At 50.5% G+C, this 21,698-nt stretch carries 19 protein-coding genes, 3 pseudogenes and 1 riboswitch; of the genes and pseudogenes, 11 read left to right on the top strand and 11 right to left on the bottom strand.

Annotated elements, in window-relative coordinates; all coding sequences use genetic code 11:
- Window positions 1–8: 8 nt before the first annotated feature.
- On the bottom strand, window positions 9–731 hold the full coding sequence (locus tag ACR1UW_RS06350; protein ID WP_498934967.1) for a ZIP family metal transporter: 723 nt from the start codon (window positions 729–731) through the stop codon (window positions 9–11).
- A gap of 212 nt (window positions 732–943) precedes the next feature.
- Here ACR1UW_RS06350 and ACR1UW_RS06345 point away from each other — a divergent pair, with 212 nt between their 5' ends.
- The 4 genes from ACR1UW_RS06345 to ACR1UW_RS06330 all read left to right on the top strand — a co-directional run bounded on the left by ACR1UW_RS06345 (window position 944) and on the right by ACR1UW_RS06330 (window position 4,004).
- Window positions 944–1,183, top strand: a complete 240-nt coding sequence (locus ACR1UW_RS06345) for a hypothetical protein (protein WP_498934965.1) — start codon at window positions 944–946, stop codon at window positions 1,181–1,183.
- Window positions 1,184–1,255: 72 nt separating this feature from the next.
- On the top strand, window positions 1,256–1,819 hold the full coding sequence (locus ACR1UW_RS06340; protein WP_498932906.1) for a DUF6431 domain-containing protein: 564 nt from the start codon (window positions 1,256–1,258) through the stop codon (window positions 1,817–1,819).
- 141 nt (window positions 1,820–1,960) lie between these two features.
- The gene (locus tag ACR1UW_RS06335; protein WP_047818978.1) at window positions 1,961–3,211 is read left to right on the top strand and encodes an IS481 family transposase; all 1,251 of its coding nucleotides are present in this window, start codon (window positions 1,961–1,963) and stop codon (window positions 3,209–3,211) included.
- A complete protein-coding gene (locus ACR1UW_RS06330) occupies window positions 3,204–4,004 on the top strand; it encodes an ExeA family protein (protein ID WP_020961374.1) in 801 nt (266 codons plus the stop codon). The genes ACR1UW_RS06335 and ACR1UW_RS06330 overlap by 8 nt, the downstream gene beginning before the upstream one ends.
- Window positions 4,005–4,729: 725 nt before the next feature.
- Here the strand turns inward: ACR1UW_RS06330 and ACR1UW_RS06325 are convergent.
- On the bottom strand, window positions 4,730–6,103 hold the full coding sequence (locus ACR1UW_RS06325) for an IS1380 family transposase (protein WP_498934154.1): 1,374 nt from the start codon (window positions 6,101–6,103) through the stop codon (window positions 4,730–4,732).
- Window positions 6,104–6,315: 212 nt separating this feature from the next.
- Between ACR1UW_RS06325 and ACR1UW_RS06320 the strand changes: the two genes are divergently transcribed.
- The 4 genes from ACR1UW_RS06320 (at window position 6,316) to hepT (ending at window position 9,616) form a co-directional block, all read left to right on the top strand.
- Window positions 6,316–7,764, top strand: a complete 1,449-nt coding sequence (locus ACR1UW_RS06320; RefSeq protein ID WP_498932894.1) for an IS66-like element ISBst12 family transposase — start codon at window positions 6,316–6,318, stop codon at window positions 7,762–7,764.
- A 74-nt stretch (window positions 7,765–7,838) separates the two neighbouring features.
- Window positions 7,839–8,288 (top strand): hypothetical protein, encoded by a 450-nt coding sequence (locus tag ACR1UW_RS06315; RefSeq protein ID WP_498934964.1) that lies wholly within the window; start codon window positions 7,839–7,841, stop codon window positions 8,286–8,288.
- A gap of 511 nt (window positions 8,289–8,799) precedes the next feature.
- Window positions 8,800–9,207 carry a type VII toxin-antitoxin system MntA family adenylyltransferase antitoxin gene (gene mntA, locus ACR1UW_RS06310; protein ID WP_050368421.1) on the top strand — a complete coding sequence of 136 codons (408 nt, stop codon included), beginning with the start codon at window positions 8,800–8,802 and terminating at the stop codon, window positions 9,205–9,207.
- Window positions 9,197–9,616, top strand: coding sequence for a type VII toxin-antitoxin system HepT family RNase toxin (hepT, locus tag ACR1UW_RS06305; RefSeq protein ID WP_033005519.1), 420 nt, complete (start codon window positions 9,197–9,199; stop codon window positions 9,614–9,616). Before mntA ends, hepT begins: the two co-directional genes overlap by 11 nt.
- A gap of 27 nt (window positions 9,617–9,643) precedes the next feature.
- On the opposite strand, the gene ACR1UW_RS06300 is transcribed toward hepT, so the two are convergent.
- The 6 genes and pseudogenes from ACR1UW_RS06300 to ACR1UW_RS06275 form a co-directional block, all read right to left on the bottom strand.
- Window positions 9,644–10,297, bottom strand: coding sequence for a TetR/AcrR family transcriptional regulator (locus ACR1UW_RS06300; protein ID WP_498934961.1), 654 nt, complete (start codon window positions 10,295–10,297; stop codon window positions 9,644–9,646).
- Window positions 10,298–10,308: 11 nt separating this feature from the next.
- Window positions 10,309–10,779 (bottom strand): annotated as a pseudogene (locus ACR1UW_RS06295) (ABC transporter permease); the annotation flags it as partial.
- Window positions 10,779–10,958, bottom strand: a pseudogene (locus tag ACR1UW_RS06290) (ATP-binding cassette domain-containing protein); the annotation flags it as partial. The pseudogenes ACR1UW_RS06290 and ACR1UW_RS06295, both read right to left, overlap by 1 nt.
- Window positions 10,959–10,982: 24 nt before the next feature.
- Window positions 10,983–12,188, bottom strand: coding sequence for a YhgE/Pip domain-containing protein (locus ACR1UW_RS06285; protein WP_498934959.1), 1,206 nt, complete (start codon window positions 12,186–12,188; stop codon window positions 10,983–10,985).
- 137 nt (window positions 12,189–12,325) lie between these two features.
- A pseudogene (locus tag ACR1UW_RS06280) lies at window positions 12,326–12,841 on the bottom strand (GNAT family N-acetyltransferase).
- Between the two features lie 220 nt (window positions 12,842–13,061).
- On the bottom strand, window positions 13,062–14,756 hold the full coding sequence (locus ACR1UW_RS06275) for a M3 family oligoendopeptidase (RefSeq protein WP_498934957.1): 1,695 nt from the start codon (window positions 14,754–14,756) through the stop codon (window positions 13,062–13,064).
- A gap of 246 nt (window positions 14,757–15,002) precedes the next feature.
- Window positions 15,003–15,183, top strand: a riboswitch (Lysine riboswitch).
- A gap of 73 nt (window positions 15,184–15,256) precedes the next feature.
- On the opposite strand from ACR1UW_RS06275, the gene ACR1UW_RS06270 reads away from it, so the two are divergent.
- Window positions 15,257–16,681, top strand: a complete 1,425-nt coding sequence (locus ACR1UW_RS06270) for an amino acid permease (RefSeq protein WP_498934955.1) — start codon at window positions 15,257–15,259, stop codon at window positions 16,679–16,681.
- Between the two features lie 122 nt (window positions 16,682–16,803).
- Window positions 16,804–18,825, top strand: coding sequence for a S9 family peptidase (locus ACR1UW_RS06265; RefSeq protein WP_498934953.1), 2,022 nt, complete (start codon window positions 16,804–16,806; stop codon window positions 18,823–18,825).
- Between the two features lie 176 nt (window positions 18,826–19,001).
- Here the strand turns inward: ACR1UW_RS06265 and ACR1UW_RS06260 are convergent, their stop codons facing one another.
- Together ACR1UW_RS06260 and ACR1UW_RS06255 are read right to left on the bottom strand one after the other, a co-directional pair.
- Window positions 19,002–19,568 (bottom strand): phosphate propanoyltransferase, encoded by a 567-nt coding sequence (locus ACR1UW_RS06260; protein WP_013523257.1) that lies wholly within the window; start codon window positions 19,566–19,568, stop codon window positions 19,002–19,004.
- A gap of 89 nt (window positions 19,569–19,657) precedes the next feature.
- The gene (locus ACR1UW_RS06255) at window positions 19,658–20,107 is read right to left on the bottom strand and encodes a MarR family winged helix-turn-helix transcriptional regulator (protein ID WP_498934951.1); all 450 of its coding nucleotides are present in this window, start codon (window positions 20,105–20,107) and stop codon (window positions 19,658–19,660) included.
- 216 nt (window positions 20,108–20,323) lie between these two features.
- On the opposite strand from ACR1UW_RS06255, the gene ACR1UW_RS06250 reads away from it, so the two are divergent.
- Window positions 20,324–21,058, top strand: a complete 735-nt coding sequence (locus ACR1UW_RS06250; RefSeq protein WP_015374254.1) for a ZIP family metal transporter — start codon at window positions 20,324–20,326, stop codon at window positions 21,056–21,058.
- An 88-nt stretch (window positions 21,059–21,146) separates the two neighbouring features.
- Here ACR1UW_RS06250 and ACR1UW_RS06245 read toward each other — a convergent pair whose 3' ends face one another.
- Window positions 21,147–21,689, bottom strand: a complete 543-nt coding sequence (locus ACR1UW_RS06245) for a 1,2-dihydroxy-3-keto-5-methylthiopentene dioxygenase (protein WP_033011862.1) — start codon at window positions 21,687–21,689, stop codon at window positions 21,147–21,149.
- Window positions 21,690–21,698: the final 9 nt, after the last annotated feature.

Raw genomic sequence — 21,698 nt, 5'->3', positions numbered from 1 at the left:
AACAGAACCTACAGAAAAAATAAGTAAAATGAAACCAATACAAAACCGATTACAGCCATCATAACGCAGTATATTTTTGTAGATGTGCGTAAAGCTGTTCCAAAAATTTCTTTTCCCGTCACGGAAAGCATTACCCCCATCGCCAACGCGATAATCATTGCTACTAGCCAAGGGACTCCCATTCCATAATTGCTTCCTATGAAGGCTCCAACTCCTACGGGGGCGGAGGCTATGGTTGCCCCAAGTATGATGCTGAAAATTCCAAACCCAGCCATCAGCAAAGGAGTAAAAACAGCAATCCCTTCTGGAATATTGTGAAGCATGATCGTCGTCATCATTGGTTTAGTCAATGAATCGTGTGTATTGGCTCCAAGTGCGATGCCTGTTGGAAAATTGTGCAGGGCAATACTGAATGTTAAAAATAGACCAGAATGTACGAATAAGTCTTTTTTAGCGTCATTTGTAATAATGATCACATGATGAGAAACCTTCTCTAGATGCTTGTATATAAAATAACCAAAAATCAGTCCGACAATAGCAATAAACCATCCTCCAATTTCTATGCTTTCAGGCAAAATTTCCATTGTGACCAGTCCAAATATCATTCCACTACATACTGAAAAAATAGTCGGCGTTCCTCTTTGCCAGCCTTGAAACAACCAAGCAATCGCTCCACCAGATAACATTCCAATAGCTGAAGCCGAAAACCCTAAAAGCCAAATTGCGTTCATCCATCATCCCTCCTTGTACTAAGTTGTCTTTACTTTTATATCTAACAAACTTATAAAATATGTCCTTTAAAACAAAAGCTCTGTTAAAGAAAATTGCTGATCCTCTTGTTCAACTAACGTTGCAGTTTAGCTCAATAGGAATAATTTGCAAAGAATTTCTCTTGAATAAATGGGAATAATAATTTGATAAGGAAAATACAGGAGTGCGTACCATGTTTGAACTTGTACTTGCAATGTGGTGTTTATTCGCATCTTGGCGTTGGGGAGATTGGAAAAACATTGAGAAATATTATCCGACTTTTCTATATGTAACTGTTGGAAGTCTCATGTATGAAGTGATTGCCCTGTCTCATTTTCATCTATGGAAACTGAATGTAAATTATCATTTTATTTCAGCACAAAACGCCCATTTTTTTGCACATTCTTTCAGAAAGCCCTCTCCCCTTTTCTGAAGGAATGTGCTAAATTTTTTGTGAATTGTTTCGGACAAAGATTTCCATTCGTTTCAATGAGGGGGAGGAAGTGTGATCCAGTTTCACGACTTTGGCATTGACATTCAAACGTATACGGATCGTGGGAAAGGGAACGATTTTCCCGACGTGAACCAATGCCCCCACTGTTCATCCCGCCGCCCCTTGCATCGTCACGGATACTACCAACGCTATGCGTTGACGGCAGAGGGGGAGTATCACCTTTGGATCGCACGATATCGCTGTCAAGAGTGTCGCAAAACCGTGAGTGTGCTGCCTTCTTTCCTCCTCCCGTATGTTCAATATACACGATCGGTTATTTGGCAAGCGGTCAAAGCATGGTTCGAAACGCCAAGGCAAGGAGCGAAGACCAAACAGGTTGTTTTTCCCACCAAGGAGGTCATCTTGTTTTATGTCCGACGATTTTTACGGAATCTCTCTCGCTTGCATCACGCGGCGGCGAGAAGGTGGGGGATCATCGGCCCTGTAGGGAACGCAAGAACAGAACGGGCGGTTTGGTGGATGCAGACCTTGGAGGGACGGGGGGTGGGCTCGATCATCCAAGACCTGTGGACAAACGAGAGGTGGCATCCGTTTGCGGATCAAATTGCTTCCTGATTTTCTACTTAACACCAAAAATGGAGATGGTTGATGTTCCCACAAACCCTTCCTCTCGACGAATCTCGAGCCGTTTCGTAAGATAGGAGGCAGAGGGACCGGGACGGTCCAACATCACAGGGAGACAGGGAGGAGATCCGGATGGATGAATCGATGAGACACGACATCGCGCTGTTTCGGTACGGGCTGATCGCTCCGTTGGTGAATGGCCAGGTGGAGCCCAAGGCGTATTTGAATGAGGTGGGCGGGCGAGTGCATTCGATTCCTCATCAAGGGGACAAACCCATTGCGGCGAAGACGATTCTGGATTGGTGCGCCCGATACAAAAAAGGGGGCTTCGACGCCTTGAAGCCGAAGCGCCGTTCGGACCGCGGCCGCTCCAGACGTCTGTCCCCCGATGATGAGGATCATATTCTAGCATTGAGGAAGGAACATCCCACCATGCCCGTGACCCTATTCTACGAACAACTCACCAAGCAGGGGGACATTCCCACCACCCTCTCATACTTTACTATATACCGATTGTTGAAAAAACACAACCTGGTGGGAAAAGAAATCTTGCCGATGCCGGAGCGAAAGCGTTTTGCGTATGACCAGATCAATGAGCTATGGCAAGGGGACTTATCCCATGGACCCACGATTCGCGTCCATGGGAAAGCCCAGAAAACGTTTTTGATCGCGTATATCGATGACTGCTCGCGGTTAGTGCCATATGCCCAATTTTTCCCTTCGGAGAAGTTTGACGGGCTGCGGATCGTCACGAAGGAAGCGGTGCTTCGTTGCGGGAAGCCGAAACGCATTTACTCGGACAACGGGAAAATTTATCGGTCCGAGGTGCTGCAGTATGCGTGCGCCGAGATGGGAATCACCTTGATCCACACCCAGCCGTATGATCCGCAAAGCAAGGGGAAAATCGAACGGTTCTTCCGCACCGTGCAGACGCGGTTTTATCCGCTGTTGGAGCTGAATCCGCCGAAGTCGCTTGACGAGTTGAACGAGCGTTTTTGGAAGTGGCTTGAAGAAGAGTATCATCGAAAACCTCACGCCTCGCTTGATGGGAAAACGCCGCATGAGGTGTTTCAGTCCCAAGTGGAACGAGTGGTGTGGATCGAAGACATCGATTGGCTGGACGCGATTTTTCTGAAGCGGGAGCACCGCAAGGTCAAAGCCGATGGAACGATCACCTTGAACAAGCAGCTGTATGAAGTGCCGCCCCGGTTCATTGGGCAATCGATTGAACTCCGCTATGACGAACGGGGCGTCTATGTGTACGAAGATGGAAGGAAGGTGGCGGAGGCCGTTCGGGTTCGTTTGGAGGACAACGCCTATGTAAAACGCCATCGGTCCCCGTTTGCGGCGATTCCGGCGAAGGAGGGAGAACACGGTGTATAAATCGTTTTACTCCCTTTCGCGGGAGCCGTTTGCGAAAGAAACCGACCCGTCTGAGGCGTATCAAGGGGCGTCATTTCAGGAAGCGTTGCGGGCGCTGGAGTACGTGAAACGAACCCGGGGGATCGGGCTGTTGATCGGAGAGCCGGGGGCGGGCAAGACGTTCGCCCTTCGGGCGCTGAAAGAGTCATTGAATCCATCATTGTATCATGTCGTCTACTTTCCGTTATCCACCGGAGGCGTGATGGATTTTTACCGTGGTTTGGCCTTGGGATTAGGAGAGGAACCGAAGTACCGCAAGGTAGACCTCTTCCGCCAAATCCAGCAGGCGATCGAGCGATTGTATCATGAACGGCGGATCACGCCGGTGTTCATTTTGGACGAGATGCATTTAGCAAAGGATGCATTTTTACAGGACATCGCGATCTTGTTCAACTTTGAGATGGATTCGACCAACCCATTTGTCTTGATTTTGGCCGGGCTGCCCCATTTACAGGGGAAGCTGCGGCTCAATCAGCACCACCCTCTCGACCAACGGATCATCATGCGATACCGGATGGGGCCGCTGGAGAGGGAAGAGGTGGCGGGCTACATCGAGCATCGGATGAAACAGGCCGGGGCGAAGCATCCGATCTTCACCCCATCGGCGTTAGAGGCGATTGCCCTGCAGTCGCGGGGATGGCCTCGGGTGATCAACACGTTGGCCACGACGTGCCTGTTATACGGGTATCAGCTGAAAAAGGACGCCATTGACGAAGAAGTGGTGCGCATGGCCGCAGAGGAAATGGGGTATTAGCACGAAAGGGGCCGAATCGGCCTCTTTTGTGCTTTTTCTTTTCCATCGGTCCATCAGGCGCGCTGGAAATCTTCATCTGAAAGAGCGTGCAAACGTTCCGAAAGAATGTGCAAAATCCGGAACAATCCGCAAAAATTTTGCACATTATTTCAGAATCCATCTGAAATAATTTGAAAAAGTGATTCTGAAATAATGTGCTAATTTACAACTGAAAGGTACGGGAATAATAGGAGATACAGTAGCTTATTTTGTATCTCTTTTGTTTATTATGGTTCCTGCGACATTGATTTACTTATCTAATTATCCAGATGCTGCACTAAAACAAATTTTTTATATAGCGAAGTGAGTTACTCTATTTACTGTAATTGAATGGATGGGACGAGAATATTTCAATACAATTAACCATCATAACGGTTGGAACATTTGGTGGTCTTTACTCTTTAACATAGTCATGTTTCCTATGATAAGACTTCATTATGTTAATTTTAGATTAGCATTACTTTTAAGTATTCCGTTTACCTGAATCCGTGATGGATTGACATCGACTTTGACTTTTTTGCTGGTTTTATGGATGCGTGATCCACCATTCCCTTTTTATGTTTAAAACAGAATGTCATCTTCACTCTCAGAAATGAAATAAATATCTTTTTTAGGTATATAAACCAAAGAAAAAACAAAAAAGGACAGAGGGTTAGGGTGAGTACAGAATTGCGAACAATCGTTCGTTATGCTCCTTCTCTCCATTTTATGTAAATGTTCAGAAGGGGCTCGCTATAGCCACTCCTTCGCGTCAGTTTCATCCAGATCTGTCGTGATCGGCGGACGAGTCGACCTGCCATCGTGATCACCGTCTGAATGATCGTCTTGATGCGACGGCGTTTCACTTTATGATGTAATGGATGTCTCGGATCGCTTAATAGATCTTGTCCAATCAGACGAAGAAGGTTGTACACGAATGCTCCCATGACTAACACGAGCGCATTCGTTTTCATCTTCCCAGATGGAAGTCGCTCTAAATCTAAGTCGCTTTTCAGTTCGCTATGAAACTGTTCGCATGTCGCATGATCATGATACAATGCGAGCACATCACTCATTCGAACATGCTCGTATCCTTCGAGGCGCACCCAGTAGCTTTCGACTTCGTAATCAGGAACGAGCATCAGCTGTCCATTTCGTTCCATCGTTCGTTCCATCACTTGGGTGACTTGAACGTACGTATACGTGTGTCCATCGATTGCTGCTGTCTGTGGAAGGCATAACTCATACGTTTGTACTCCTTCGGTTTGTCCATCATCGACGCGTCTGCCCTTTTGCGAAGCGATCTGGAACCAAAGTGCTTTCGATTCTCGGCGTAAGTTTCGCTTGATGACAAAGTCCACGTCTTCCTTTAGACATACGTGCACATTCGCTTCCGCATCGTTTCCTGCATCCATGCGGACAAGCAGACGAGACGAGGTCAGCGGACGAGCTCGATGGATGGCGGTAGTTAAAAACGAAGGCATGTTGTCTTGTACATGTTGTTTCCCTGGACGCAGCTCGGCATGAACGATATACCCTTCCTTCCCTGCATACGCAAACAACGGCGTAAAACCGTCAAATCCTTTATACGTTCGACTCACTCCTTCTTTTTTCGTATCGGAGTTGTCAAATGGGGAAGCATCTATATCAAGTGGGAGCCATGTCGTCTTCCCTTTGGTCCAACAAGGAGACAAGGTAGCGTGTTGTCGAACCAACAGACGCATCGATTCCTCCCAAATGATTGCTTCGGTCATCGGAAGACAAGCGAGCTGATCGAGTCGCTGTCGCAACGTTGGGGAGGAAGGTACGTGCCGAATGCCCATTGATGTCGAAAAGATATCGTCCTGACGATACGCTTCGATATGATCAAAATCCGTTTTTCCTGTGGCAAGCAAGCCGATCATCGAGCGAATGACGTCGCTATGGGAAATGTGCACATCTCGACGAACCGTTGGGAGCCGAAGGGCGTTTACTCGTTTATCCAGCTTCGTTTGGTGCAGTAAGTAGCCCACGAGAGCAAGCCCAGCACTTGGAGTAATCGCTTCATCTGTCAATACAAACCGAATCGGGAAATCTTTCATCACATTCACCTACTTGATGAAGAGTCGTCAACGTCGTTTTCCCTTATCGTATCAACGGTTTGCATCCATTGTAAAGATGTTTTGTCACGGATTCAGGTGATGTTCAAAAGAAAGATGATTCGTAACTATTCAGCCACATCATAAAGTGAGCTGAATATTTTCTTCTTTCCTTGTCTATGATGTGAATACTGATAGACAAGGAGGTGAATCGCATGTTGACGGTACAACAAGCTGTATTTACAGTTGAGAGCTTAATCGGCAAAGTTCAACAACAAAAACAGCTCATTCATCAACTCATTCAAGAAAATGAACATTTGCGTCACGAAAACAAACAACTACGCAAAGAAAATGAACAACTGAAGTACCGTGTTCAAGAGCTGGAAGCACGCACGAAAAAAAACAGCTCCAATAGCCATTTGCCCCCATCTTCTGACCGTTTTGAGAAAAAGCGTTCCTCCCGCGAGCCGTCTGGCAAAAAGCCTGGTGGGCAAGAGGGACATGAGGGGAAGACGCTCCGTCAAGTGGAACATCCACATCATCGTGTCGTCCACCGTGTGCATACGTGTCAAGGATGTGGAGCTTCTTTGTGTGAAGTCAAACCGTTCAAAGTCGATATCCGTCAAGTGTTTGATGTCCCTCGTGTGGCGATCGAGGTGACACAACATGAACGTGAAGTGAAATCGTGTCCACATTGTCGATGCGTGCAACAAGCCGAATTCCCATCCCATGTCACGAATCATGTGCAATACGGTCCACGGCTCACGGCGCTCGTTGTTTATTTACATCATATCCAATTGATCCCGTACAAGCGTTTAAGTGATACAATCGAAGCGTTATATCAACACTCGATTAGTACAGGAACCCTTGCCAATATGGTGAAACGAGGACGCGAAGCGCTGGAATCAAATATGGACATCATCGAAGACGCCTTACTTGAATCCAACATCCTGCATGTCGATGAAACGAGTTTGCGCATCAATGGGAAACTCGCATGGGTGCATGTCGCGTGTACATCGAGATATACATACTTGGCTCCTCACGCTTCTCGTGGAAAAAAAGCGACCGATGATATCGGGATTCTTCCCCGATATGAAGGGACGATGATGCACGATGCGTTCGGTACATATCCGAAATACACACATGCCACCCATGCCCTTTGTCACGCCCATCATTTGCGTGAGTTAAAAGGATTCATCGAACAAGGGCATACGTGGGCGATGCGCATGACCACGTTTCTGTTAGCCGCCAAGCAAGCCGTCGAAGCCCATCACGGTGCACTTTCCGAAGAAGAAGCGAGACGGTGGGAACGAGTGTATGATCGCATCCTAGAAAGAGCACAACACCGATTAGAAACGATGACGCCTCTTCCGAAAAAAGCACTCGCTTTTGTTCGACGCCTTCAAAAACGAAAGGAAGAAGCGCTGCGTTTCTTACGTGAAGTACATGTTCCCTTTGACAACAACCAAGCCGAACGCGATCTTCGCATGGTCAAAGTCAAAGAGAACATTTCGGGTACGTTTCGCGAAGAAACATTCGCGCAGTCGTTTTGCATCGCAAGAAGCATCGTTTCCACACTGACGAAACACGAAAAAAACGTGTGGGATTCGTTATGTCTTCTGTTGGCAGGCGAAACGATCGATCGAGTTCTTTCCGCTACCTAGGGCATTTTCTATGACCGAAATGCCCTATTTGTGCTGGGCTTTTTTATACACTAGCACTGGGGTGAATAGTTACGATGATTCAAACCATTAGTCCGATTCTTTTGGCTGGATTGCTTTCTCTTACCCCATTTAATAAGACAGAAGCAGAAATCAATCCAACCTATATCCCTTATGATGGATATGAATACGTTCACAGCACAGATACAAGAGGGCTGACCATTTATTGGACTCATACCCACGTAAACAACAAATCTACTACTGACACTGTTTCCCACACAGTCAAGAGAGAAGCGTATGCAACCGCTACTGTTTCTTCGTCGTCCACATTTAACGAGATGGTCCTGGAAGTAGGAATTAGTACGGAAGTAAGTTTAGGAGCGCGGGTGGAAAAAACAACAACTGTTACTTGGACGATCCCTCCCTCCGCATTTTCTAGTCAATCAATTTATTGCAAAGGCGACAAGTCGATCGATCGAGCTGACGATTCATTACACCATCTCGGAACAGCTGTACCGTTTGCTTGAACAGTATCGAGATTACTATTTCGTCATTCAATATCCAGAGGAACTCTCGCGTCTGACCCATGTTGACCGTTCCAACGCTGTCAAAGGCCCTTTGCCGGCAAACGGACAGTTATCATATACCATCACCATTTCTTCCACTTGGACAAATGATATACCAAAAGATTTGATCAATCGAATCAATCATGGAGACTTGCGGTACAATCTTCTCATTTTGGACAAAGAACGGTTCCCCGTGCATATTTTCAATGATGTTCAATGGTACCAATCGTTCGACCCAAACAAAGGATCCAGCGTCATTTCGGAAGACGGTGGTGCAAGAAAATGACGGCCGTTCGGTCAAACGTTTTCATCGACCGCACGTCCGTTTCTTGAGGTCAGACTCTTTCGCACGAATAAAGGATTTTCGCTGTAAAAAGGGGCGGTCGCCATCGCCTCTTTTTCTTTTTCCGTCTTTTCTCCAGGAACGAAAAAATTTTGCTATAATGAAGAAAAACGCAAGGGGGCATCGCGATTGCCAAACGAAATGGAGACGATCATCATTCAGACGCTCCGCCCGGCTCTTCACCCGTTCGTCATCTACCTGTTCGGTTCAGCCGCCCGTGGGGCGATGCGCCCGGACAGTGATGTCGATATCGCCTTTGTCAGCGACGGCGAACCGCATGATCCGTATGAGCTGTTTCGGCTCGCGGGGCATTTGGCTGACAAGTTAGGGCGAGATGTCGATCTTGTCGATTTGCGCCAAGCCAGCACCGTGTTTCAAGCGCAAGTCGTCTCGAGCGGAAAGGTGATCGATTGTTGCGACGAACGGAAACGAATGGAGTTTGAAATGAAAACGTTGAAAATGTATGCAAAGCTGAATGAAGAGAGGGCGCCAGTATTAAAACGAATTGCAGAAAGTGGGTCGGTGTATGAAACATGATGTGATTTTGAATAAGGTCAGCATCATTGAACGATGTCTGAAACGAATTGACGAAGAATATGACCACGACCCCCAAAATTTACAAAATTATACAAAACAAGACTCGATCATTCTCAATTTACAGCGGGCGTGCGAGGCATGCATCGATTTGGCCATGCATATTGTGGCCGAGCAGAAATTCGGATTGCCGCAGCATAGCCGCGATGCATTCGCTCTCCTCGAAGAACATGGGGTCATCTCCCCTTCCGTAAGCAAAAAGATGAAGGCGATGGTCGGATTCCGCAACATCGCCGTTCACAACTACCAACAACTGAACCTTGGCATTTTGCAAGCCATCATCGACCACCATCTCGATGATTTTAAACACTTTGCCAAAGCCATCCTCGATTATGCCAAGAAAAACGGCTAGGCCGGCTCCCACGCGGAAGCCGGCCGGTTAGCGCCGCAGACCGTTCATCAACACGTGAATCGTCCGCTCCATTTCCGCCTCATCGTCCCAATTGTGGTCAGGCAAAAGGAGAAAGCGGGCGGCCAAAAAGCCGGCGAGCGATGTGATCGTCAAGCGGATGACCGAATCAACCGGCAGCTCGGCCAACTCCCCTTTCTCTTGAAAATGGCGGACAATGCGGGCGAATTTTGGATACACGTGCTCTGTAAACACGCGTTGATAGCACTGTTTAATCTCGGAATGAAAGGCGAGCTCCTGCCAAAGCACACGAATCGCTGGCAAATACGTTTTCACAAAGGCGTAGCGATTGGAAAACACCGCGCGCAAAAACTGTTCGTACGTCTCATATTCGTTGTCAAACACTTCACGGACAAACTCTTTCGCCAAAAACGGGGCGACGGACTGAAACAATGTCGGCGTGACGATCGCCAACAATAAGTCTTTTTTCGTCTTATAGTGGCGGAAGATCGTGCCTTCCGCCACCCCGGCCTTTTTGGCGATTTCACTCGTGGAAGTCGCCGCATAGCCTTTTTCGGCAAACATTTCCACTGCGGCTTCCAAAATTTTCAGTTGCTTTTCACTGAACTGCCCTTCCTTGCCGCCGATTTGCAGCAATTCCTGAATCCATGAATGCTCGCTCATGACTCTACTCCTTACAGCTTGCGGTATTTTTTCAATGCTACTACATTTAATAGCATAAACAGCATCGTAAAGCCAAGTAGCACGTACACATCAACGGCGATGGCGCTAAAACCTTCTCCGCGCACCATAATATCGCGCAGCGCGTACGCCCCGTAGGTGAGCGGCATGATGACGCTTAAGGAACGAAGCCATTGTTCCATCGTGTCGAGATTGAACAAACCCGAGAAAAACACTTGCGGCACGACGACAAGCGGGATAAACTGCACCATTTGCAGCTCGTTGTTGGCGAACGCCGACAGCAGCATCCCAAGCGCAAGCGCTGTCATCGCCAGCAAAAACGTAATGAGCAGCACATACCAAAACGAACCTTCCATCATCATGTCAAGCACATCAATGGCAAACCGTGAAATTAAGCTCGCTTGAATCGTGGTAAACAATCCGAACCCGATCATGTAGCCAACGCCCATTTCCCAGCGCCGAATTCACTCGCTTGATCAATGCCGGCGATCATGCGCACCAACGTCGTCTTGCCCGCCCCCGACGGGCCGAGCAGGCCGAATATTTCCCCCGTCTGGACTTCCAACGACACATCGTCGATGACTACTTTTTTTCCAAACCGCTTGGAAACACGCTCGACTTGAATAGGTGGATGAGTGCGCATTGTTCATTCCCCCTTTACACCTCATCATGACGTCACCAGTTTGCCGGATTCCTCCGATTCCTGAACCATACGTTTCTTGAATGCCGAAACGATGACGAGAACAACCCCGACAAACGCCAGCCAACATAAGACGGAAACGGGTTCGTTCCATTGAAATGTCGGATCAAAGAAAAAGAGTTCCCGAAGCCCCTCGACCATGAAGCGCTGCGGCAGCCATGAATAAACCCAATCGCGGTAAAATGATGTCATCAATTCCGGCGCCATGGGAAGCAGTGGAGCGCCGAAGAACAAAAGAAGAATAAAAATCGGGATCCCTTTTGACCCAATCCAAGCGAACACGGCGCTTTCAATGGCAAAAAAGCTAAAAAAGGCAAGGGAAACAAACAGCGCCATATCTATAAATGAAGGGATATGAAATCCGATCGCATCCGCCATCCCGATAAGTCCAAATCCTGCGATCAGCGCCAGCAGCAGCCCAACAACCGTTTTCATCACCTGTGCAGCTAGCTTCTCGCGTCGATGGGCAAACGCGCGTCGATCCATCGCTAAATGTAGCAGCGCCGCTGCAGCGAGGCTTGCCATCCAAATCGGCTGAACGAACGAAACAGGCGCATTGCCGTTGGCGCTGTGTGTGCCGACCGCGTGAATGACGGCCGTCTCTTTCTCAACAGGCGAGGCGAGAAGAGCAGCCTGTTCAACCGTCACCATTCCCCCTTTTTTAGACATCGCTTGCAACAATTGTTGGCGCACGTTGGCATTGATATGGTCCGCCGCTTGATTCAAGATTTGCTGCACGATGGCAGACGCTGCGACATTCATTCCTTGATTGACGACGATTTTCACTTTTGGGGCAGAAGGACGGGGCGTCTGTAGGGACGCTACTTTCTTGCTGAAATCTTTCGGAATGATGAGAGCGCCATAATAGTGTTGCTTATCCATTCCTTTTTTCGCTTTGTTCTCGCTGTCAACTTGCATCCAATCAATTGGGGGTTGATCCTTTCCAGCTGCATTCGATTTCGCCATGTTTTGGATGACTTGTTCAATGTCCTTCCCCATGTTGATCGGGGGCTGATTCGGCAATTGCACCCCTTCGTCCTCGTTGACAAACGCAACGGGAAGCTTTTGTGGCTTCGGATGCACGGTTGGAACAAGAACAAGAGAGAAAATCAATACTACAATGGCCACCATGACAGGCGACAAGGCCACCCACTTACTTCTCAAAATGCTCATGCACCTTTCCTCCTTCTTGAAATAAAATAGTGAGTAATCACTCACAAAAAGCATAAAACAGGACAAACGTGTTTGTAAAGTGAGTAATCACTCGCAAAACAAATTTTTTGAGCTGCCGAACTGTCGGCAGCCCCTTCCTAGTTCATCGTTTGAATGTCTTGCCAGCCGTAGCACCACTCCGATAACACTGTTCCGCCGATTTCCACCCTTTCCTCGGCCAGTTTTTCACCGCCAAGCCGTTCGTAAAAACCGCGCGACGGATTGGCGGCAAGCACCCAGACGACGAGCGAATGAATGCCTTTTTGCGCCAAGTCGCGGGCCAAGGCTTGCACAAGCCGCCGTCCCCATCCTTTTCCTTGGGCCTCTTTGAGCAAATACACCGCGTACAGCTCCCCGTCATACTTCGCTATCAGACCGTCGGCTGCCCGATTTGGTCCGCCGGAGACGAATCCAACGACGCGCCCGTGTTCCTCGGCGACAAACACGGAATGGTCCGATTGGCTGAGCACCTTCTCTCATAACGTTTGTTTTTCTCCCACTGCCAACGTCTCCAAGTACGCGTCCGGCACGATGCCGCTGTACGTCGTCTTCCAACTTTCGACGTGGACCGAAGCGATGGCCAGTGCGTCGACCCATGTGGCTTTACGGATCATCGTTTTCCCCCTTTTCCCCAGTTTGATAGAAGTTTTCAAATTGAACGCTCTCCCACCTACGCTTGAGCTTTGAGGTGAGAGATTGTTGGAAACACCCGCCCCACAGCAGGCTGTCAACCAAGCCATCCCCGCCCAACACGTGGAAGTGGGGGTCTTCTCGGCGCGAGATGATAAAGAAAAGCAGGGCGGTGCTGTTCCCGCCCGCCTTCTTTGCTTCTTTTTACAAGGCTTTGTCATCGACGCTGTCCAACCACCGCTCGATATGGCCGACGACCGAAGCGACCGCCCCGTCAGCAAACGGCGACTTTAGGTTGGCGCTTTTGACGAGCTCGGTGAACGGCCGGCTGCCGCCCAATCGGCAAAGCGCCACATAGTCGCGCCAGGCTGATTCCCGGTCTTCCTGCGCCCGCTTCCAAAACTGGAACGCGCACACTTGCGCAAGGGTGTAATCGATGTAATAAAACGGATCGGTGTAAATATGCCCTTGCCGCTGCCAAAACCCGCCGCGCTCAAGGTAGTCATGGCCGGCGTAGTCTCTTGTCGGCAAATACGCTTTTTCGATGCTGCGCCAGACACTCTTCCGCTCCGCTGGCGTCATATCCGGGTTCTCGTAGACCGCGTGCTGAAATTCATCGACCGCAACGCCGTACGGCAAAAACAAGAGCGCGTCGCTCAAATGGGCGAACCGGTATTTGTCGGCGTCGTCGGCGAAAAACAGCTCCATCCACGGCCAGGTGAAAAACTCCATGCTCATCGAATGGATTTCACACGCCTCAAGCGTCGGCCAGTTGTATTCCGGAATGTCGTAATGACGGCTCTCATACACTTGGAACGCATGTCCGGCTTCATGGGTCAATACGTCAATGTCGCCGGATGTGCCGGTAAAGTTCGAGAAAATAAACGGCGCCTTGTAATCATCGATATACGTGCAATAGCCGCCGCCCGCCTTTCCTTTTTTGGCGACGAGGTCCATCAATTCGTGTTCGACCATATAGCGGAAAAACTCGCCGGTTTCCGGCGACAGCTCTTCATACATGCGCCGGCCGTTGTCAACAATCCAAGCGGCGTCCCCTTTTGGCGCCGGGTTGCCGGTTGGAAACATAAACGGTTCGTCGTAATAGTAGAGCTTCTCGACCTTGATGCGCTGCCGCTGGCGCTCGCGCAGCTTGGACGCGAGCGGGACGATGTGCGTTTTTACCTGCTGGCGATAGCCTGCAACCATATCGGCATTGTAATCGGTCCGTCCTAAACGGGCATAGCCGAGTTCCACAAAGTTTTGGAAACCGAGCTTGCGGGCGATCGCTGTGCGGACGTGGACGAGCTCATCATACAGCTCATCGAGCTCTTTTTCGTGGTCCGTGAAAAACGAAAACCGCGCTTCGCTCGCCCGTTGGCGCATCGCGCGGTCCGGCGACTCGACAAACGGCTGCAGCTGGGCGAGCGTCCGCTCCTCTCCTTCAAACATGATTTTCGCCGATGCAATGAGCTTCGTATATTCGCTCGCCAGCTTGTTTTCTTTTTGCAAGTCTTCGACAACCGCCGGCGCGTATGTTTTCAGCTGTGTTTCGGCCAACGCAAACAGCTGTTTCCCCCATACTTGTTCCAATTCAGCGCGGAACGGCGAGGAAACAAGCGCGCGGTAATAATCGTTGACAAGCCCCTTGACGATCGGCTCCGTTTCATCGAAAAAGTCTTGTTCTTTCTTATAGAACTCATCGTTTGTATCGATCGTATGGCGAATATGGCAAAGGTTCGCCATCGTGCTGTAGCGGCGGCGCAGCTCATTGATCCGCTTCATCGCCTCGTGTTGCAAGGCGGCGCTCCCGGCGCGGCGGAACGAATCAAGCGCTTCTTGAAACGATGCTTGCAATTGAGCGATGTCCGGCCGCTCGTAACGAAATTCGGAAAACTTCATGCTCTGTCCCTTCTTTCCTTTCATTTTTACATTTTTTCATCACTCAGCCGATCTACTGTTTATTCGCCATGAATCCTCAAAATCCTTCTCGATTTCCCATTCTCTGGGTTCATCACCACAAATTATACTAATCATTTCACTCATATTTCGCAACCTTTGCCTCATATACATTTTCCAAAAACATATTGACGTTTTTTGTCGAATTGAGTAATATAATGTCGACAACGATATACCCCCTCTCCACTTCAATGGGATAGAGGTTGCGGTGAACAAAAGTAGCGCTGTCGAGGCTCGGAGCGGTCGATGATGCAGCGGGAAAGGGTTCACCGCCGAAGTTTGCGGCGCGCTCCGGCGGCGCAAGCTGGGCCTGCGGCCGAACAGGCGCAGGACTGCCATCGCCCTTGGGCGATGGAGCGCTATCGCCATTCAGTTGGATGCGAATCATGCACCCGCTGAAGAGGCGCGGGTGCTTTCTTTTTTTTGAAAGGAGCGTTTTGACCTTGGATCAGCAACGAAAACTTGGCATTTGGGTGTTAACCGCGCTTGTCGTGGGCAATATGGTTGGTTCCGGCATTTTCATGCTGCCGCGCTCGTTGGCAGAGGCTTCGAGCCCCATCGGCGTGATGCTCGCCTGGCTGCTGACCGGAGCCGGCGTTCTCATGACGGCGCTTGTTTTCGGCAACTTGGCAATCCGCAAGCCCGACTTAGGCGGCGGACCGCAAATTTACGCGAAGGAGCTGTTTCCGAAAGGCTCCAATCTCTCGATTTTATCGGGATTTATGTCATCGTGGGGCTACTGGGTCGGCAACTTTGCCGGCAACGTCGCCATCATCACGACGTTTGCGAGCTACTTGTCGACATTTTTCCCTGTATTAACGAGCGACAAAACCGTTCTCACGATGGGCTCGTTTACGCTAAAGCTTGGGAATTTGCTTACCTTTCTCGTCTGCACGGCGCTTCTTTGGGGGATGCATATCATCATTTTGCGCGGTGTAGAAGGCGCTGGCAAGCTGAATTTTGTCGCCACCGCGGCCAAAGTGCTTGGCTTTTTCCTATTTATCGTCATCGCCTTGTTTGCCTTTGACAAAGCGGTCATCGGCCCGCTTGATGCCCCTCGCTATGACGGGAACGGACAGCCGATCGGTTTGCTTGGACAAATCAACAACGCCGCGTTATCGACACTCTGGGCGTTTGTCGGCGTTGAATCGGCGATGGTGTTCGCTTCCCGCGCGCGCAAACAAGCGGACGTAAAACGGGCGACGATCGCCGGTCTTTTGATCGCTTTGGCCATTTATATTGGCATCAGCTTTTTGGTAATGGGCGTCTTGCCGCAACGCGAACTGATTCAATCGGAAAAACCGCTCGTTGATGCCATCAATGCCATCGTCGGACCGGCGGGCGGCTACGTGTTGGCTGGTCTTGGGCTCATTAGCCTGCTCGGCTCGACGCTCGGCTGGATCTTGCTGAGCGCTGAGGTGCCGTACCAGGCGGCGAAACAAGGGCTGTTTTTGCCGGCCTTTTTGAGAGAAAACAAGAAAAACGTGCCAAGCTTCTCGTTGACGCTATCGAATGCATTAGCCCAGCTGTTCATTTTCTCGACCATTTCCCATTCGATGGCGGCAGCGTTCGATTTTGTCATTTACATCGCTACGCTCGCTTATCTCGTTCCATATTTGATTGCTTCCGTCTTCCAGCTGAAGCTCACGCTCACGGGGGAAACGTATGCGGCAGGACGGGAGCGGCTCGCTGACGGCATCGTTGCGGCGCTGGCAACATTGTATTCCGTCTGGGTCGTCATCGCCGGGACGGCGGATATGAAAACGTTCCTGCTGGGCGTTGCCTTGCTGGCAAGCGGCGTGATCTTCTACCCGCAGGTGAAAAAGGCAGCGCAGCAGGCAAATGAAAAACAAAAACTGTCGGCATAGCTAAAAAACGGACGCCTATCGTTTGGGCGTTCGTTTTTTTCTGTTTTGGGGCAGGATCTTTTTTTTCGTAAGACGAAATATACAAGATGGTTCCATTTTTGAAGGAAAGAGAGGTCTTGCTGATGAACAACAACGAGCACCTGACGAAACGCCGCGGCATAACGGCGGAAGATTTGCTTCGCCTCCGCTCGGTGCGCGACCCGCACTACGCGCCGGACGGGACGCGCGCCGTGTTTGTGGAAAAATCGATTGATGAGGAAAAACAATACCGCTCCCATTTATGGATATGGGCGGCAGACGGCTCCGTCCGTCAATGGACGTTCGGCCGCTGGCGCGACATGAAGCCGCGTTTTTCCCCAAGAGGTGAAATAATCGCCTTTTTATCTGACCGCTCCGGACGCACACAGCTTTGGCTTTTGCCCGCCAATGGCGGTGAGGCGCGCCAACTGACGTTTTTCAAAAACGGTGTGCGCGATTACGTTTGGTCGCCGGATGGAACGTTTCTCATCGCCCTAACGACGCTTGGCGATGATGAAACGATTGAAGACCGCGAAGAACCGGAAAAGGCAGAAGTGAAGCGAGCCGACCTGAAACCGCGCGTGGTCGAGAGGCTGTATTACAAATCGGACGCGGCTGGTTTTCTTGACGGCAAACGGGCGGTGCTCACGCGCATCGATGCGGCGTCAGGAAAAACCGAAGCGTTGACGGGCCGCGAGGAAGAAATCGGTTCGTTTGCCGTTTCCCCAACCGGACGGACGCTCGCCTTTGTCGCCAACCGAAACGATGATCCAGACACAACCTTTACGCGCGACATTGTTTTGCTTGATCTCGAATCGAAAGCGGAAACGAACTTGACGAACGGATGCGGCACATTCGCTTCGCTCGCCTGGTCGCCGGACGGAACGAAGCTCGCCGCCATCGGCCATGATCTTGCTTATCTCGGGGCTACGCTTCACCGGCTTTACGTCTTTGAGCCGGAGCGTGGAACGAAGCGGGTGTTGACCGCCGATTGGGACGTCCATCTCGGCGATGCCATGGTCGGCGACACACACGCTGATGCGAAAGGGCCGGGCCCGATTTGGGCGAGCGACGGAAGCGGCCTGTATGTCACCGCCTCGGAGCGCGGACGCGTCAACTTGTATTTCGTCCCGCTCGACGGCCCGATCGTTCCGGTGATCGAAGGCAACTTCCATTTATACGGTTTAGCCATCCACCCAAGCGAACAGCAAGCCATCGCCGCCATGAGCGAGCCGACGGTCATTGGCGATTTGTATATAATCTCGCTTGAAGACGGAACGAAAACGCGGCTTACGCTCGCCAATGAAGCGCTTGAACATGAAGTGGCCTTCGCCGATGCCGAACCGTTTACGTATCGATCGGCGGACGGTTTGGAGATTCAAGGCTGGATCATGAAACCGCCTGAGCTTGACGAAGGGGAAAAGGCGCCGCTTGTCGTCGAAATTCACGGCGGGCCGCATGCGATGTATGGATTTACGTTTTTCCATGAATTGCAGCTGCTCGCTTCATCCGGTTATGCCGTGCTGTTTACGAACCCGCGCGGCAGCCACGGATACGGCCAGTCGTTTGTCAATGCGGTGCGCGGCGACTATGGCGGCATGGATTATGAAGACATTATGGCTGGCGTCGACGCCGCCATCAGCAAGTTCGACTTTATTGACAAAGAACGGCTTGGCGTCACCGGCGGCAGCTACGGCGGATTTATGACGAACTGGATCGTTGGGCATACCGACCGATTCAAAGCGGCTGTCACTCAACGTTCGATTTCCAACTGGCTCAGCTTCTCTGGCGTGAGCGACATCGGCTACTTTTTCACGAAATGGGAAGTCGGCTGCGACGTTTGGGAAGACGCTGAGCGGCTTTGGCATCATTCGCCGCTCAAATACGTCAAACACATGCGCACACCGCTTTTGATTTTGCACAGCGAACGCGATTACCGCTGCCCGATTGAGCAGGCCGAACAGCTGTTTGTCGCCTTAAAGCAGCTCGGGCGGAAAACAAAGCTCGTCCGCTTTCCGGACGCCAACCACGATTTGTCGCGCACCGGCAACCCTGCTCTTCGGCTTGAGCGTCTTCGCCATATCGTCGACTGGTTTGACCGCTATTTGAAAGGAGCATCGCATTAATCCGAAAGGAGAACCACCATGCACGCACTCGTGCGGCGTCATTGACGCCATTCGGCGTGATGCGCCGTTTCATCTTGTCGGCACACTAGCATCAGAGAAGAAGCGGCCGCATTAATGGGAAGCGCCCTCTCGTTTGTACCGAGAGGGTGCTTTGTCCGCCTTTGGCGCGGATGATTTCACGATGGAAGCAGTTCGACATAATCGCCCGTTTTCAAGCCGGCCGCGTTCGCTTCATCGGTGTCAATGTGCATATCTAATGCAAAATCTTCGCTGACGCGGACGATCACTTCGTCAAAAATGAGCGCCCGCTCCCCTTGCGTTTTCACTTTCACAACTTGTTTATCGCGGACGCCAAACGTCTCGGCATCTTTCGGTGTCATATGAATGTGGCGCTTGGCAATGATCACCCCTTTGTCGACGGTCACCGTCCCCTTCGGTCCGTGAATCGTAATGCCCGGCGTTCCGTCAATATCGCCGGATAAGCGGACCGGGGGCGCGACGCCGAGCTTGAAGCTGTCGGTTTTCGAAATTTCAAGCTGGGTGAGCGAACGGACCGGTCCGAGAACGCGGACGTTTTCAATTTTCCCTTTCGGCCCTTCGACCGTCACCGTTTCCTTGGCGGCGAACTGGCCAGGCTGCGACAACGGCTTGAGCACCGTCAGCTCGGCGCCTTCGCCAAACAGCGCCGCCATGTGTTCTTTTGATAAATGAATGTGGCGATTCGATACCCCTACTGGAATCATCAATGGTGATCTCTCCTTTTTTGCTGGCTATGGTATGTTCTTTATATAACGTATCCATTTCCGGCAAAATTAAAGAGGCCGACCTCGCGTCAGCCCCTTGTTTTTGCCCCATATCCTAATTTTTTCAGCAGCGCAATCGCCTGCTCTTTTTCTGCCGCCGTCAGCGCCGAAACCGTTTCGTGAATTTTTTCCGCATGCTCGGGAAATACGCGCTCAATAAACCGCCGCCCCTCTTCTGTAATGGACGCGTACGTGACGCGCCGGTCCTTTTCGCAGGCGCGGCGGACGATCAATCCTTTGTTTTCCAGTTTGTCAATGACGTAGGTGATGCTCCCGCTCGCCAGCAAAATTTTTTCGCCAATTTGCTGGAGTGGCTGATCCCCTTTATGGTATAACAATTCTAACACGGCAAATTCGGTCGGATTGACCCCGAATGAGTGGATTGATTTGTTCACTTGGTCGCTTACGGCGCGGTAAGCCCGCGACAATACGATAAACAACTTTAGCGATTGCTCGAGTTCTTGCGCTTTTTGTTCCATGCCATCCAACCCTTTGCATTTAACCATTTCTTACTTGCATTATACTTGAACAGTAAACAGGCAGGCAACCGTTTTTGCCAGGCGCTGATCCATTTTTCTCGCCAGCGACCGTTCCTTTCGCTATGATAATTTTGTTATAGGGCAGCGCTTGGGCGATTGTCACATTTATGGAAACAGCACATATGAAAAAATAAAGGCTGATGAAGGGGGAATTAGATGAACGGGGTATTGACCGGCAGTGTACTGTCCGCCTTATCGACCGGACTTGGCGCTGTGCCGATTTTGTTTATGGCCAAATCGCTCACTCACCGCTGGCGCGATGTGCTTCTCGCGTTTTCAGCCGGCATTATGATGGCGGCCTCGATGACAAGTCTTATTCCCGAGGCCCTGCGGTCCGGCGGTTTTGAGGCGCTCGCCATCGGATTGGCGGCGGGGGTGCTCGTGTTAACGTTGCTTGAGATGACCGTCCCCCATATCGACTTGGAACATACGAAAAGCGGCTTGCAATTCGACGAAAAGGCGATGCTCATCATCGCCGCCATTGCGATGCACAATCTCCCCGAAGGGCTGTCAGTCGGGGTGAGCTACGCCTCAGACGGTGCTTCGCAAATCGGCAATTTGATCGCATTGGCCATCGGCTTGCAAAACGCGCCGGAAGGATTTTTGGTCGCCTTGTTTTTAGTCAATCAGCAGATTGGCCGCTTTAAAGCGTTTGTCATTGCCACGTTAACCGGCGCGGTCGAAATTGTGACGTCTTTGCTCGGCTTTTATTTAACCTCTCTCTTCCGCGGCCTCGTGCCATACGGGTTGGCGTTTGCCGCCGGGGCGATGCTGTTCATCATTTACAAAGAGCTCATTCCCGAAAGCCATGGCGACGGCAACGAACGGATCTCGACGTACGCATTTATTATCGGCATTTTGTTTATGATTTTGTTAACCGAATCGTTTTAGCGGTCTCTCCTTCCGTCATCGAGGCAAGCGCTCCTCTCCATACAGAACGAAACACCCCGCTGCCTTGCCTGGCAACGGGGTGTTCTCATTATTGGACAGCCTCTTCTTTCTCTTCATACGGATGGGCGACCCAGCCGGACGGGTCGATGAACAGGCGGACGGCTACGACTTGGCGGTCGTCCATGAGCGTAAAGTAGTGCGGATTCCCTTCCGGCACGGAAATGACATCGCCGGCTTCCAGCTCGACGTCAAAATAGCCGGTCTCTTTGTCGCCTTTGATAATGAAAATGCCATGGCCGGCCGTAATAGCGCGCACTTCGTCTTCCGTATGGATGTGCACTTGTTCAAATTTTTTCAGCAGCTCATCCAAGTTCGGCGTCGCATCGGACAGAGCGACGATATCCCATGTTTTGTAGCCGCGGCGCGCCGCCAAGTCTTCAATTTCATCTTTGAACGCCGCCAAAATTTCATTTTTCTCTTCATCGGTGAGCACGTATTTGTCGCGCAAATGCTCCGGCAGTTTGGCAATGTCCCAATGCTCGTACAGGACGCCTTGGCTGTTTAAAAAGGCGCGCACATTCTCCTCTCCTGTAATCACTTCACCTGTTTTTCTCACTTTGATGACGGCCATGTCAAAATC

Origin of the sequence: Geobacillus lituanicus, from assembly GCF_050994965.1 — a bacterium.
In the GTDB taxonomy this organism is placed as follows: domain Bacteria; phylum Bacillota; class Bacilli; order Bacillales; family Anoxybacillaceae; genus Geobacillus; species Geobacillus stearothermophilus.
This window is presented reverse-complemented; position numbering and strand designations above follow the sequence as displayed.